Source organism: Nocardioides sp. Bht2, from assembly GCF_047308515.1.
Taxonomy (GTDB): Bacteria; Actinomycetota; Actinomycetes; order Propionibacteriales; family Nocardioidaceae; genus Nocardioides.
Genome location: NZ_JBLBWI010000001.1, coordinates 681,787 through 695,230, shown reverse-complemented (window position 1 = coordinate 695,230; position 13,444 = coordinate 681,787). Strand labels below are relative to the sequence as shown.

General features: G+C 67.9%; 12 protein-coding genes and 1 tRNA gene. 6 read left to right on the top strand and 7 right to left on the bottom strand.

Features of this window, described 5'->3' with window-relative positions:
- Positions 1–54: 54 nt before the first annotated feature.
- Complete coding sequence (locus tag ACLM5J_RS03320; RefSeq protein WP_413654600.1) at positions 55–486, top strand: VOC family protein; 432 nt, start codon at positions 55–57, stop codon at positions 484–486.
- 49 nt (positions 487–535) lie between these two features.
- On the opposite strand, the gene ACLM5J_RS03315 is transcribed toward ACLM5J_RS03320, so the two are convergent.
- The 3 genes from ACLM5J_RS03315 to dcd all read right to left on the bottom strand — a co-directional run bounded on the left by ACLM5J_RS03315 (position 536) and on the right by dcd (position 2,158).
- A tRNA-Gly gene (locus tag ACLM5J_RS03315) sits at positions 536–611 on the bottom strand.
- A gap of 33 nt (positions 612–644) precedes the next feature.
- Positions 645–1,415, bottom strand: coding sequence for an SGNH/GDSL hydrolase family protein (locus tag ACLM5J_RS03310; protein WP_413654599.1), 771 nt, complete (start codon positions 1,413–1,415; stop codon positions 645–647).
- Between the two features lie 167 nt (positions 1,416–1,582).
- Positions 1,583–2,158: a dCTP deaminase gene (dcd, locus tag ACLM5J_RS03305; RefSeq protein WP_413654597.1), complete on the bottom strand. Its 576-nt coding sequence runs from the start codon at positions 2,156–2,158 to the stop codon at positions 1,583–1,585.
- Between the two features lie 280 nt (positions 2,159–2,438).
- Between dcd and ACLM5J_RS03300 the strand changes: the two genes are divergently transcribed.
- Positions 2,439–2,939: a hypothetical protein gene (locus ACLM5J_RS03300; protein ID WP_413654596.1), complete on the top strand. Its 501-nt coding sequence runs from the start codon at positions 2,439–2,441 to the stop codon at positions 2,937–2,939.
- A 9-nt stretch (positions 2,940–2,948) separates the two neighbouring features.
- Here the strand turns inward: ACLM5J_RS03300 and ACLM5J_RS03295 are convergent, their stop codons facing one another.
- The 3 genes from ACLM5J_RS03295 to ACLM5J_RS03285 all read right to left on the bottom strand — a co-directional run bounded on the left by ACLM5J_RS03295 (position 2,949) and on the right by ACLM5J_RS03285 (position 6,087).
- Positions 2,949–4,868, bottom strand: a complete 1,920-nt coding sequence (locus ACLM5J_RS03295; protein WP_413654594.1) for a CocE/NonD family hydrolase — start codon at positions 4,866–4,868, stop codon at positions 2,949–2,951.
- Between the two features lie 118 nt (positions 4,869–4,986).
- Complete coding sequence (locus tag ACLM5J_RS03290; protein WP_413654592.1) at positions 4,987–5,406, bottom strand: hypothetical protein; 420 nt, start codon at positions 5,404–5,406, stop codon at positions 4,987–4,989.
- Between the two features lie 51 nt (positions 5,407–5,457).
- Positions 5,458–6,087 carry a TetR family transcriptional regulator gene (locus ACLM5J_RS03285; protein ID WP_413654591.1) on the bottom strand — a complete coding sequence of 210 codons (630 nt, stop codon included), beginning with the start codon at positions 6,085–6,087 and terminating at the stop codon, positions 5,458–5,460.
- Positions 6,088–6,207: 120 nt separating this feature from the next.
- On the opposite strand from ACLM5J_RS03285, the gene ACLM5J_RS03280 reads away from it, so the two are divergent.
- The 3 genes from ACLM5J_RS03280 to ACLM5J_RS03270 all read left to right on the top strand — a co-directional run bounded on the left by ACLM5J_RS03280 (position 6,208) and on the right by ACLM5J_RS03270 (position 8,771).
- Positions 6,208–7,311, top strand: coding sequence for a ferredoxin reductase (locus ACLM5J_RS03280; RefSeq protein ID WP_413654589.1), 1,104 nt, complete (start codon positions 6,208–6,210; stop codon positions 7,309–7,311).
- A gap of 28 nt (positions 7,312–7,339) precedes the next feature.
- Positions 7,340–8,479, top strand: coding sequence for a fatty acid desaturase family protein (locus ACLM5J_RS03275; RefSeq protein WP_413654588.1), 1,140 nt, complete (start codon positions 7,340–7,342; stop codon positions 8,477–8,479).
- Between the two features lie 76 nt (positions 8,480–8,555).
- Positions 8,556–8,771, top strand: coding sequence for a hypothetical protein (locus tag ACLM5J_RS03270; RefSeq protein WP_413654587.1), 216 nt, complete (start codon positions 8,556–8,558; stop codon positions 8,769–8,771).
- Positions 8,772–8,865: 94 nt separating this feature from the next.
- Here ACLM5J_RS03270 and ACLM5J_RS03265 read toward each other — a convergent pair whose 3' ends face one another.
- Positions 8,866–12,279, bottom strand: coding sequence for a (Fe-S)-binding protein (locus ACLM5J_RS03265; protein ID WP_413654586.1), 3,414 nt, complete (start codon positions 12,277–12,279; stop codon positions 8,866–8,868).
- 194 nt (positions 12,280–12,473) lie between these two features.
- Here ACLM5J_RS03265 and ACLM5J_RS03260 point away from each other — a divergent pair, with 194 nt between their 5' ends.
- Entirely contained in the window at positions 12,474–13,439 is a 966-nt protein-coding gene (locus tag ACLM5J_RS03260; RefSeq protein WP_413654585.1) for an EamA family transporter, read from the top strand.
- Positions 13,440–13,444 lie beyond the last annotated feature (5 nt).

Below are 13,444 nucleotides of genomic sequence, written 5' to 3'. Positions count from 1 at the left end.
TCCGATGACGGCGGGCGGTCTGCACGTCATCACCCACGACCAGAGGAGCAGAGCATGGCAGTGTTGAATCCTTACCTGAACTTCCGTGGCACCGCCCGTGAGGCGCTTACCTTCTACCAGGCGATCCTGGGCGGCGAGCTCACCACGTCGAGCTACGCCGAGATGGGCGGTTTGGAGCAGATGGGCGTCAAGGAGTCCGAAGCCGAGTGGCTGATGCACGGCATGCTGGTCGTCTCCGACTCGATCAACCTGATGGGCGCCGACGTTCCGACCGCCCATGGTGACAGCATCGAGAACGGCCACATCTCGCTCAGCGGCTCGGCTGACGACGAGGCGTTCCTGCGCGACGCTTTCGCCAAGCTCGCCGACGGCGGCGAACTCCATGTCCCGTTGGAGAAGGCGCCCTGGGGCGACTACTTCGGCCAGACCGCCGACAAGTTCGGCGTGAAGTGGCTGGTCAACATCGCCGGCGCGCCGTCGAGCTGACCAGATGCGAAGAGCCGCCCAGCTGTTCCAGCCGGGCGGCTCTTCTGCATGGAGCGGACGACGAGACTCGAACTCGCGACATCGACCTTGGGAAGGTCGCGCTCTACCAACTGAGCTACGTCCGCATGACCGGGGTGTGACCTCGGTCGCGGTCGATGCTACTCGACCGGAGCGAGGTCGGGACGCTTGGGGCTGATCGTGTCGCCCGACGAACGCCCGGTCACCCGGCGCTGCACCCAGGGCAGCATCTCCCCGCGCATCCAGGCGGCGTTGTTCCGCATCTGCTCACGACGGGCCACCGGCACCACCTCCGGCAGCGTCGGTGCCGTCAGGGTGTGCGCGACGCCGAGCAGATCGAGCACCTTGATCGCCATCTGCTGGTGACCCGGCGCGGCCATGTGCAACCGGTCGCTGTCCCAATAGCGCGGGTCGCGGTACTCACGTGCGCGCCAGAAGTCGAGGACCAGAGCGCCGTGCTTCTCGGCGACCTCGCGGACCAGTTCGTTGTAGATCGCGAACCGGCCACGGGTCGGCTTGAAGAGCGGGAACGTGCCGGCGTCGAACGCCGTCCACATGACCAGGGTGGCCCCGGTGTCGGCCAGCCGCCCGACAGCGTCGTCATAGGAGGCGACCAGTGCGTCGATGTCGACCTTCGGGCGCAGGATGTCGTTTCCGCCGGCGTAGATGGTGATCAGGTCCGGTTGCAGCGCGACCGCCGGCTCGATCTGCTCGGCGATGATCTGCGGCATCTTCCGACCGCGGATCGCCAGGTTGGCGTAGCGGAACTCAGGGTTCCCCAGGGCGAGTTGCTCGGCGGTCCGATCGGCCCAACCACGGAGGCCGTTCGGACGGGTGGGGTCCGGGTCGCCGACACCCTCCGAGAACGAGTCGCCGAGAGCCACGTAGCGCGAGAAGAGCTGGTTACCCATGAGTTCATGATGCGCCCCGACGCAAAGAACGCCGGAGTAGGGGTCGTCGAGCGGCCCCGGAGTGTGAGCTGGCGCAGGTCAGTGCGCGGTCGGTGCCGGTTCGGCCCGTACGCCTGCCGGTTCGGCGCGTGTGCCTGACGGTTCGGGCCGTATGCCTGACGGTTCGGCTAGATCGAGGTGCGGTGGAAGTTCTGGAAGGAACGCGACGGGGTCGGGCCGCGCTGGCCCTGGTAGCGCGAGCCGTACTTCTCGGAGCCGTAGGGGTGCAGGGACGGCGAGGTGAGCCGGAAGAAGCAGAGCTGACCGATCTTCATGCCGGGGTAGAGCTTGATCGGCAGGGTCGCCACGTTGGCGAGCTCCAGGGTCACGTGACCGCTGAACCCGGGGTCGACGAAGCCGGCGGTGGCGTGGGTCAGCAGACCGAGGCGGCCTAGCGAGGACTTGCCTTCGACGCGGGCGGCGATGTCGTCGGGCAGCGAGACGACCTCGTAGGTGGAGCCGAGGACGAACTCGCCGGGGTGCAGGATGAACGGCTCGTCGTCGATCGGCTCGACCATCCGGGTCAGGTCGGACTGGTCCGCTGCCGGGTCGATGTGCGGGTAGCGGTGGTTCTCGAAGACCCGGAAGAAGCGGTCGAGGCGGAAGTCGATACTCGACGGCTGGACCATAGCCTGCTCGTAGGGAGTGATCGAGATCCGGTTCGCCTCGATCTCGGCCAGGATGTCGCGGTCTGAGAGCAGCACGCCCCGAACCCTATCCTCCCCGCGCTATCCGGGCTGGAGGTGACCGAAGGTCGGCAGAAAATGCGGCTGGGCCCTTGCCTGAGGCGAATTAATGAGGTTAGGCTTACCTAACGGAATCAAGCGGCGTTCTCTCCGCCGCGCACGGGCCCGCCGGGACGCCACACCCACAGGGCAACAGTGACGATCACCGCCTGAGTTGATGGTCTCGGCGGGGGTCGTCACTTCTCTTTGCTGGCCGGTTCGCTGCCGGGTAGCGAACTCCGCCAGATAGCCTGCCCTGGTGACCGTGCAGAACCAGCTCTCCCAGCCGTCCCCCGCGGAGTCCGAACTTCCGCCCGCTCGCGAGACCTGGACGAAGCTGTTCGTCGGCATCGCGGTCTTCCTCGTGGTCCTCTTCTTCGCGGTCCGGATCGGCGCCGAGCACGGCAACCAGGTCCGCTTCGGATTCCCCGACAAGGTGGACGGGATCCGCGTCGTCCAGCCCGACCGGGCTCCCGAGGCACGGGGGCGCGACCTGTACGTCCGCTACAACAGCGCCAGTGACGACGTCGCCAGTCTGGTCGTCGAATGGCTGCCCGAGACCGCCCCCGAAGAGGTCACCTTCGACGGCATTCGTCCCGCCGCGCGGGGCAGCTACGCGTGTCGGGTGCTCAACGACGACGCGGTCTGCCTGACCACCTTCAAGGACGGCGTGATCCGGGTCAGTCAGAAGCGCGCCTCGCTCGACGAGATCACCGAGCGGGCGGGCTCCTTCCTGAAGGGGATCAAGCTCCCCGACTGAGCTCGCTCGCTACTTGATCACCGGCAGGGTGAGCCGCGAGCGGTACTTCGCCGAGTTGTGCACGGTGAGCACGGTCAGCGTTCCGGGCAGGTCGGGGATCGTCGGCAACAGGTGCGGGATGTCGAACGCCTGAACGGCGATCCGAAGCCTGTGGCCCTTCTTGATCCGCGCGCCGGTCGGGAAGATCTCGACGTCGATCGCGCCCACCTGGTTGGCGCCCAGCGGCTTCTTCGCGGCCTTGGTGAACGGGTGGTACGGCTGCAGGATCTGGCCATCCAGGAAACGGGTCCGCTTCCGGTCCAGAGCGCGGTGTGAGAGCACCTGCCAGCCGCCCGTCAGCCGGGTCACCGTGCCGTTCGGTGCGACGTCCTCGACCGCAATGCTGAGCATCCCGTCGCCAGTGATGCTGGAGGCGTAGATCCGGGCGTTGAGCGGGCCCTGGAACGACAGCGGCTTGCGTAGCGGCGCCGAGTCGAAGGTGACGCCGGCGGCATCATTGAGCGCGTTGTTCTCCAGGCAGGGGTTGGCCAACCCGCTCAGCTTCGGCAGGCCCGCCGTCCACTGGTTCATCGAACGGGTGCAGAGACCGGCAACCGGGATCGGGTAGACGCTGGCCGTGCCGCTGCGGGCCTTGCCGCGGGTCAGGCCGCCGGGCTTCATGTTGGCGGCGCTACCGGAGAGGGAGAAGCTCACAGCCTTGTGCCGCTTGCCGATCCACTGTGAGCCGGAGCGCCACCGGCCGGTGCCCTGCTCGTACCAGGTCAGAGGCGGGATCTCCTTGTCCAGCCGCCGATCCTTGCGGCCCTTGACGTAGCGGTCGAACCAGCGGAGCTGCAACTCGCTGATCGAGCCGTGGCCCGCCTTGACGACGTCAGCGCCCGAGGAGCCCTGGAGGTGGTCCCAGGGGCCGTAGATCATCCTCACCGGGACTCCACGCTTGCGGAGGTTCTCGAAGACGAGCGGCGTCCCGCGCTGGAAAAGGTCGAACTCGCCACCGACCAGGAAGGTCGGCACGTTGATCTTCTTGAGCACCTCGATCGGACTCCGTTCCCGGTAGAACGGCCCGTCGAAGGCGGGTTCGCCGCCGAGTAGGGCAGTGACCAGCATCGGGGTGGTGAAGGTGAGCGCGCCGCTCAGGTGGCTGAGTAGCGCCACCACGCCGGAGCGCGGGTCGCTGGCGGTGACTGCTGGCGGGATCACGCCGGTCGCGGTCACCAGACCCATCCACAGTGGCATGAACCCGACGTCGATCTGGCCACCGGAGGCGACGACGTCACGGTAGACGTCGGCGGCGGGGACCTGCGGGAAGATCGCCTTGAGCCCCTTCGGGCGCGCGGAGGCGGCCCAGAGCTGGGAGATGCCCATGTAGGACGGTCCGCTCATCCCGGTCCTGCCGTTGCTCCACGACTGCCGGTGCGCCCAGTTCATGACTTCGCCGGCGTCCTTGTTCTCGCGCTTGGCGAACGCCTGCCAGATGCCTTCGGAGCTGCCGGTTCCCCGCGCGTCGACGGTGAGCTGCAGGTAGCCCCGCTTGACCAGGTAGCTGGCGTCGGCTCCGCCGAGACCCATGCTGCCGCCGGCCATCACCGTCTTGTTGTACGCGGTAATGGTGACGATTACTGGGAGCTTCTTCTTGACCACGGCGCCGGACGCCGTCACCGGGCGGATCAGGTCGCCGCGCAGGATCGTGCCGTCGGACATCGGGATCGCCAGATCCTTGACGGTGGTGGTGCTCGGGTACTGCGCGGGCCGGGCCTTCCATCGGGGCGCCGCGGCTGCTCTGGCGGCAGGTGCCGACGTGGCGGCGGGGGCCGTGGTGGCCGCAGCGCTGCGCGGGGCGTTCGCGTTCGCCGGCAGGGTCAGCGCGCCGGCGAAGGTGAGTGCGAAGGTTGCTGCGACGGCGCAGGTGCGGGTGCGCACGGAGTTCATCTGGCGGTTCCTCTCGAAGATCCCAGTGAGGGGTCAACGAGGCCGGAGCGGATCAGGTCACGTCGCGGCTGGGTCGGCGCGTCTCAGGTGAGCGCCGTCCGGGTGCCGGGAGGGAGGGTCAGCTCTGCAGCGCGCGACCGTGCAGCGTGCTCAGCATCGGCGCGGCTTCGCGCAGCTGCTGCAGCAGGTTGACGACGTCGTGCGGCTCCAAGGTGCGCGACGTCGACGGCATCCCGGTGATCCGGTCGAGGGCGAGCTCTTCGGGGAGCCGGATGCCGATCTCGAAACGGTAGTGGGTGTCGCGCTCGCTGAAGTCGATGTCGGCGACCGTGCCGGAGTGGTAGTCGCCGGAGATGGAGTCCCACAGCACGACACGCTCGCCGGGCTCCAGGCCGCGTTCCAGGGCGAGGTCGGAGTGGTTGAGCAGGAGCGACCGCGAGCGGCGCGTCAGTTCGCTCATCTCGATCCCGATCAGCTCCACGTTGACCACTCCCTTCGCGTCGAATCCCTTGCGGATACGCCGTTCTGGGGGTCTCAACGACTCAGGTCGGGCAACGTCACGGGGTTGCGGAACGAGATCTGTGTGACCTCAATCAAGTGGGGTCCAACCGGCTGCACCGACGACTATCATCCGGGCCTGATTGCGCAGGGTCTCGGTGATCTCGTGACGCCGTGCGGGTTCGGCATCGATGAATTCGGCGGCGGCCGAGACCATCAGGTCGACGAAGAGCCCGGCCAGCAGCGACAGGTCGCGCGCCCCCCAAGCCGCCAGTTCCGGCATCCGGGCCAGATCGCGGGCGAGTTCGCGGCTGAACAACTCCAGTTCGCGCCGGATCGCCTCGCTCACCACGCTGACGCCGCCGTACCGCTCCCGGCTGATGAAGCGGAAGTGGGCCAGGTCGGCGGCGAGGTGGCTGGCGAGAACTTCGACCGAGTTGTCGATCAGGGCCTCGGGGGTCGGGTCGCCGCGACGTACTTCGTTCAGCATGGTGCGCAGGCTGACGAACGACTCGTCGACCAGGGCCAGCCCGAGTTCGTCGACGGTGGCGAAGTGCCGGTAGAAGGCGGTGGGCACGATCCCGACCTCGCGCGCGAGTTGGCGCAGGGAGAGCGCCGCGAAGGCGCCGTCGCTGAGCAGGTCGAGGGCGGCGTCGAGGATCGCACGCCGGGTGCGGTCCTTCTTCTCCTGCCGGCTCTCGGGGGCTGGGGCGTCGGTCACAGAGTGCAGTCTAAGCGCTCAAGCCGGGTTCTCGGTGAACAGTCGTACACCGTGGCCGAGGTCACTTGGTTGCGGGGTTGACGGCCATGCTGGGCCCGGTCGTACATTTTCAGTGTACGAATGTTCACTGAATCGGAGATGGCTACGATGAACATCGCCTCCACCCTTCTTCGCTCCCGCGCGGTCGCCTCGCTGACCTCGCCCCACGGCGTCGACCGCTACTTGGAGCTGGTCAACCCGATGTGGGCGGCGCACGAGGTGCGCGCCCGGATCGTCGACATCCACCGTGAGGTGGACGTGCCCGGCCACCCGCCGGTCGCCACCCTCACTCTCCAGCCGACGTCGACCTGGCGCGGTCACCGTGCCGGCCAGCACGTCCAGCTCGGCGTCGAGATCAACGGCGCGCGCCGTACCAACCGGGTCTTCTCGATCTCCAGCCCCGAATCGGGCCCTGGCGACCGGTTCACGATCACGTTGCGGGCCAACCCCGACGGCGTCGTCTCGCGCTACCTGGTCGAGGAGGCCCGTCCGGGCCAACTCGTGCATCTCTCGCAGGCGCAGGGCGAGTTCCTGCTGCCGGACCAGGTGCCGGATCACATCGTGCTGATCTCCGGTGGCTCGGGGATCACGCCGCTGATGTCGATGCTGCGCTCGCTGCAGCGGCGGACCCACCGTGGTCGGATCACCTTCCTGCACTACGCGCAGTCGCCGGCGCACCAGATCTTCGCCGAAGAGCTAGCCGAGACCGCCCGCTCGGGCTACGGCGTCGACGTTCACCTGCTCCACCCCGAGTTGGGCGACCCCGCGCTCAGTCCGGCATGGCTGTCGCGGTTGGTTCCCGACTACACCGACCTCCCGACCTGGGCCTGTGGCCCGGCGCCGCTGATCGAGGCGGTGCGGGGTGCCTATGCCGACTCGGAGTCGTTGCACCTCGAGTACTTCCAGCCGCCGCGCAGCACTGCCGGTCTGGCGGGTGGCGAGGTGAGCTTCACCCGCAGTGGCGCCGTCGGCGAGAACAGCGGCGCGACCCTGCTGGAACAGGCCGAGGCGCTGGGTCTGCGTCCCGAGTCCGGTTGCCGGATGGGGATCTGCTTCTCCTGCGTCGCGACCAAGACCGAGGGCACCGTCCGCAACGTGCTGACCGGCGAGACCTCGTCGCTGCCCGACGAACAGATCCGGATCTGCGTCTCTGCTCCCGACGGCGACTGCTCCGTCGATCTCTGACCCTCTCCCTCCACGGAAGGAAGCACCCATGACCAGCACGACCCCCCAGGCTCGCAGCGACAAGTTCCTCCTGACCGCTGAACAGCTCGAACAGTTCGGCGCCGAGTTGGACGCCATCCGGCACCGCGTCATCGCCGACCTCGGCGAGGAGGACGCCACTTACATCCGTAACGTCGTCAAGGCGCAACGGGCCTTCGAGGTCGCCGGCCGTGCCCTCTTCTACCTCCCACCGGCCTGGCCGCTGGCGGTCGCCTCGCTCAGCGTCTCCAAGATCCTCGACAACATGGAGATCGGCCACAACGTGATGCACGGCCAGTACGACTGGATGGGTGATCCGGGCCTGAGCTCGCGCATGTACGAGTGGGACAACGTCTGCCCCAGCGACCAGTGGAAGGTGTCGCACAACCACATCCACCACACCTACACCAACATCCTCGACAAGGACCGCGACATCGGTTACGGGATCCTGCGGATGGACGAGGATCAGGAGTGGCGACCGTACTACCTGGGCAACCCGGTCTATGCGTTCTTGCTGATGACCTTCTTCGAGTGGGGCGTGGCGCTGCACGACCTCGAGGTCGACGAGATCTTCGCCGGCAACAAGACCTGGGCCGAGACGGCGCCGCTGCACGCCGGGTTGCTCCGCAAGATCCGCCGCCAGGCGCTGAAGGACTACCTGATCTTCCCGGCCCTGACCGGCCCGCTCTTCGTGCCGACCCTGGCCGGTAACGCCGTGGCCAACCTGGTCCGTAACGTCTGGGCGTTCAACATCATCTTCTGCGGCCACTTCCCGGCGGGTGTCTCCACCTTCACCATCGAGGAGACCGAGAACGAGACTCGTGGCGGCTGGTACTACCGCCAGTTGCTCGGCTCGGCGAACATCACCGGATCGAAGCTCTTCCACGTGATGAGCGGGAACCTGAGCCACCAGATCGAGCACCACCTGTTCCCCGACATCCCCGCCCGTCGCTACCCGGAGATCGCCGCGGAGGTGCAGGAGATCTGTGAGCGCTATGGCCTGCCGTACAACACCGGACCGCTGCACAAGCAGCTCGGCAGCGTTGCGAAGAAGATCCTCCGCCTCGCCCTGCCGAACCGCCTGCCGTGGCACCGCAAGGCCGAGTCGGACGACCTCGCGGGCGCTCCGGTGACGGCTTCGGCGGCGTGAGATGGGGCACGAATCAGCGGCCAACAAGGCCGATTCGGTTGTCCTGATCACCAGCCTGTCTGAGACTGGACGCATCATGAACCAGCAACGTGACCACATCAGCCGGGCCGAGATCCGCAAGGACGCCGTCCAGGACTCCGTCGACGCCACCATCAACGCGGTCGCGGCGGTCGGCAGCACGGTGACCGGTGCGGTGCGCCAGATCGCGCACACCCTCGGCGGGCTGGCAACCGAGCTGTTCGAGATCCGCGCCGCGGCGCGGCGGGCCAGCAGCGAGCACCTCGACGACTGAGTTCGCTCGGTCTGGCCGGTCGGACTCACCGCTGTACTGAACGAAGAAGAACCGCCCCGCAGCTTCGGCTGCGGGGCGGTTCTTCGTGTCTCGATCAGATGTCGAACAGGGAGTTCGCCTGGTTGATATCGACCTGCTTCGGCGTGTTCGCCTCAACGGGTGCTGCGGGTGCTTCCGGCTTGGCCGGGGCCTCCTCCTGCGCCGGGGCTTCTGCCGGAGCAGCGGCCTCGGGTTCGGCGGCGGGCTCAGGCTCGGCCGGAGCGGCTGCCTCGGCGGCGGGCTCGGCCGGGGCGGTTGCCTCGGGAGCCGCCTGCTCGGCAGCGGGCGCCGGAGCGGCTGCAGGTGCGGCCGGTTCCGGGGCGGTGATGTCGAACAGCGAGCCCATCGCGTTGATGTCGACGCTCGGTGCTGCCGGTGCTGCCGGTGCTGCCGGTGCTGCCGGTGCTGCCGGTGCTGCGGGCTTCTCGGCCACGGGAGCCGGGGCCTCGGCCTTCGGGGCGGCCTCGACAGGTGCCGGTGCCTCTGCCGCCGGGGCAGCAGGAGCTGCCGGGGCCGCGATGTCGAAGAGCGAACCGCTGTTGAGGTCGACCGCGGGAGCCTCCGCCTTCGGTGCCTCGGCCTTCGATGCTGCCGGAGCAGCGGGAGCCTCGGCCGCAGGAACAGCGGCAGGTGCTGCCGGGGCTGCGGCCGGCGTGGCGATGTCGAAGAGCGAACCGCTGCTCAGGTCGGCCTGCGGAGCAGCAGGCGCTGCCGGAGCTTCGGCCTTGGGTGCCTCAGCCTTAGGTGCCTCGGTCTTCGGCGCCTCTGTGGGGGCGACGTCGAAGAGTGAGCCGCCACCCAGGTCGGCCGCGGGCTTCTCGGCAGCCTTCGGCGCTTCGGCCGGAGCCGCCACGTCGAAGAGCGAACCCGAAGCGGCAGGTGCCGCCGGCTTCTCCTCGGCCGGAGCCGGGGTGTCGAAGAGCGAACCCGAAGCAGCCGGGGTCGCCGGCTTCTCCTCAGCCGCAGCCGGGGTGTCGAAGAGCGACGACGACGTGGAAGCCGCAGGTGCCGCTGGCTCATCGCCGAACAGCGAACCGCCCGAGGATGCCGGAGCGGCAGGTGCCGCCGGCGCGTCACCGAAGAGCGAACCGCCGGACGAAGCCGGAGCGGCAGGTGCCGCCGGCGCGTCACCGAACAGCGAGCTGCCGCCGTCGGCCGCCGGTGCTGCAGTCGCCGGAGCAGCTTCGGCCGGAGCCGGGGCTGCTTCGGCGGGGGCAGCCTTCGCAGCCGGGGCGACCGGGGCAGCCTGCGCCTGGCCGGGCTTGAGCTTGGTCGCGACCTCGCCCTTGACCGAGGCCAGCAGCATCTGCGCGACGTCGAGGATCTCGACCTCTTCGCGGGCGCCGCCGTTCGCCTGCTCGGCGGTCAGGCCGTCCGCCAGCATGACCCGGCAGAACGGGCAGCCGACGGCGATCTGGTCGGCGCCGGTCGCCACGGCTTCCTTGGTGCGGTTGACGTTGATCCGCTCGCCGAGCGTCTCCTCCATCCACATCCGGGCGCCACCGGCGCCACAGCAGAAGGAGCGCTCGGAGTTGCGGTCCATCTCCTTGAACTCCGCGCCAGGCAGGACCTGGAGGAGCTCGCGCGGCGGGGCGTAGACACCGTTGTGACGACCGATGTAGCACGGGTCGTGGTAGGTGATCGAGCGCTTGTGGGCGCCTTCGCCGTCCTTGATCGGGGTCAGCTTGCCCTCGCGCACCAGGCGGTTCAGCAGCTGGGTGTGGTGGACGACCTCAAGCTCGATGCCGAAGTGCTTGTACTCGTTCTTCAGCGTGTTGAAGCAGTGGGCACAGGTCGAGACGACCTTCTTGACCTTGTACTCCTTGAACGTCTCGACGTTCTGCTGAGCCAGGCCCTGGAAGACGAACTCGTTACCGGCGCGGCGGGCAGGGTCACCGGTACAGGTCTCGCCGTTGCCCAGGACGCCGAAGGTCACGCCGGCCATGTCGAGCAGCTCGGCGACGGCGCGGGTGGTCTTCTTGGCGCGGTCCTCGTAGGCGCCGGCGCAGCCGACCCAGAAGAGCCAGTCGACCGACTCCAGGGACTCGATGTCCTCGCCGACGACCTGGACGTCGAACGGCAGGTCCTTGGCCCAGTCCATGCGGGCGTTGGCCGACATGTTCCACGGGTTGCCCTTGTTCTCCAGACCCTTGAAGAGACCGTTGAGCTCGGCCGGGAAGTTCGACTCCACCAGGACCTGGTAGCGACGCATATCCATGATGTGGTCGACGTGCTCGATGTCCACCGGGCACTGCTGGACGCAGGCACCACACGAGGTGCAGCTCCACAGCACGTCCTCGTCGATGACGTAGTCGGCGCCCTCGGGGTTGTAGAACCAGTCCTGGACCTCGGTGTTGGCGCCCTGGGCCTCTTCGCCGGCGCCGGAGCCGATCAGCGAGGTGCGGGCCGCGGCGGACTCCTCGCCTGCCGACGTCGCGTAGGCGTGCTCGCGCAGGCCCATCATCAGCAGCTTCGGGGAGAGCGGCTTCTCGGTGTTCCACGCCGGGCACTGGCTCTGGCAGCGGCCACACTCGGTACAGGTGGTGAAGTCGAGGATGCCCTTCCAGGAGAAGTCCTGGATCGAGCCGACGCCGAGCACAGAGTCCTCGTCGAGGTCGTCGATGTCGTCGAGCGTGATCGGCTTGCCGCCGGAGGTCAGCGGCTTCATCGCGCCGAGAGCGGTGTCCAGCGGGACGGCGCCTTCGCTGCGGCGCTCGGTGGACTCGCGCTTGAACCAGATGTTGAACCAGGCGGTGAAGCGGTGCCAGGCAACGCCCATCGTGAGGTTGTTCGCGATCACCAGCAGCCAGACCATCGCGGAGACGATCTTGAACATGGCGATGAAGTAGATGATCCGCTCGAGCGAGGCGGCGGAGTCGGGGTAGAGCGCGTCGCCGATCCAGGAGCTGATCGGGAAGTGCGCGCGGTCGTCGTGGCCGAAGAGCTTCCACTCGGCGCCACGGATGAAGAGGATCGCGGAGGACTCCAGCAGCACCATCGCCTCGACGAAGTACGCCTGCCACATGGTGGAGCCGAAGAACCGGCTCTGACGGCCGTCAGCGGCCGGACGGTGGCGCAGGCGGTAGACGATCAGCGGAATGATCGCCAGGGTGCCCAGCAGGCCGAGGATCTCCGCGGTCCACTCGTAGACGATCCAGTGGCCGATCAGCGGCCACGCGAACTCGGGATCGAAGAGCTGGAAGTAGGCACTGCCCACCGCCGTGGAGAGGAACAGGAACGCGGCGAAGGCGAACCAGTGCAGAACACCGACCCACGTCCACTGCAGCATGCGGGTGTGAAGGAAGGTCTCCTTCAACATGGTCACCGTACGGCGCCCCGGATTGTCGGTGCGTCCAGTCACGGACTGGCCGATCCTGATGGTCGTCAACATGGAGCGCACCGCGCGTGCGGTGAGCGCCACAGCAACGACCGTGATGGCCAAAGAGACCACGATCGCAAAGATCTGCATGGGTCCAACTCCTCATGAGTCAGGCGGAGACATACCTACTCCGAGCCTATTGCCCAGGCCGTTCGGCCGTCAGGTTAGGCAAGGGTGACTTGCATCCTACCGGTGAGTAACTGTGGTTGTCGCTGACCTCTGATCGTGGTTGGTTGTCCGAAAATCGCGCGCTTTCTGCCGGGGGCTGCTGAGACCCTGGAACAGTGACTGTGGCCCCCGACAAAGCACGACCTGCCGCACAGACCGCGGCCCCACTCGCGGTTGCGATCGCGCTCCTGCTGGTCTACGTGATCTGGGGGTCTACCTATCTCGGGATCCGGGTCGTCGTCGAGGACGTGCCGCCGCTGCTGGGGATGGGGTCGCGGTTCCTGACGGCGGGGCTGCTGCTCGCCGGCCTGCTCGCGTTGCGCGGCGGCCTGCGTCGACTCCGGGTGAGCTTCGCGGAGTGGGTGGGCTGCGCCTTCCTCGGCTTGATGCTCCCGGTGCTGGGCAACGGCCTGGTCGCCCTCGGTGAGAGCCGCGGTGCGCCGTCCGGGGTGACGGCGCTGCTGATCGCGACCGTGCCGCTCAACATCATGCTCTTGCGCGCGGTCACCGGAAGCCGTCCGGGCGCCGTCGCGTTGATCGGAGTCGTGGTCGGCCTCGCCGGCGTCGGGCTGCTGGCGTTGACCGGCGGCGGTTCGGGTGCGGATATCCCGCTCGGTGCGACGGTGCTGGTCCTGGTCGCGGCAGCGTTCTGGTCCTTCGGCTCCTGGTACCAGCCCCGGCTCACGATGCCGACCGACCCCTTGGTCGCCACCGCCCACGAGATGATCGTCGGCGGCGTTCTCCTGCTCGGCTTCGGGCTGATTCGCGGAGAGCGGACCGGGTTGACCGGGCATCCGACCGATGCCTGGGTGGCCTGGATCTACCTGGTGCTCTTCGGGTCGATGGTGGGCTACACCGCCTACGTCTGGCTGCTGCACAACGCCCCGATCTCGCTGGTCGCCACCTACGCCTACGTGAACCCGGTGGTCGCGGTGATCCTCGGTGCGCTGATCCTCGACGAACCGGTCACCGCGATCATGCTGTTCGGCGGCAGCCTGATCGTGATCGCAGTAGCCGTGGTCATCACTGTCGAGCGCAAACCGCAGACTGTGGTGTCCAAGGCCCCAGCTGAGGTCTGCTGAACGCC

Excerpts from the sequence above, each read along its gene's own strand:
- ACLM5J_RS03275 (WP_413654588.1), top strand. The coding sequence starts at position 7,340 with ATGACCAGCACGACCCCCCAGGCTCGCAGCGACAAGTTCCTCCTGACC.
- ACLM5J_RS03265 (WP_413654586.1), bottom strand. The coding sequence starts at position 12,279 with ATGCAGATCTTTGCGATCGTGGTCTCTTTGGCCATCACGGTCGTTGCT.
- ACLM5J_RS03295 (WP_413654594.1), bottom strand. The coding sequence starts at position 4,868 with ATGAACTCCGTGCGCACCCGCACCTGCGCCGTCGCAGCAACCTTCGCA.
- ACLM5J_RS03310 (WP_413654599.1), bottom strand. The coding sequence starts at position 1,415 with ATGGGTAACCAGCTCTTCTCGCGCTACGTGGCTCTCGGCGACTCGTTC.
- ACLM5J_RS03270 (WP_413654587.1), top strand. The coding sequence starts at position 8,556 with ATGAACCAGCAACGTGACCACATCAGCCGGGCCGAGATCCGCAAGGAC.
- ACLM5J_RS03320 (WP_413654600.1), top strand. The coding sequence starts at position 55 with ATGGCAGTGTTGAATCCTTACCTGAACTTCCGTGGCACCGCCCGTGAG.
- ACLM5J_RS03280 (WP_413654589.1), top strand. The coding sequence starts at position 6,208 with ATGTTCACTGAATCGGAGATGGCTACGATGAACATCGCCTCCACCCTT.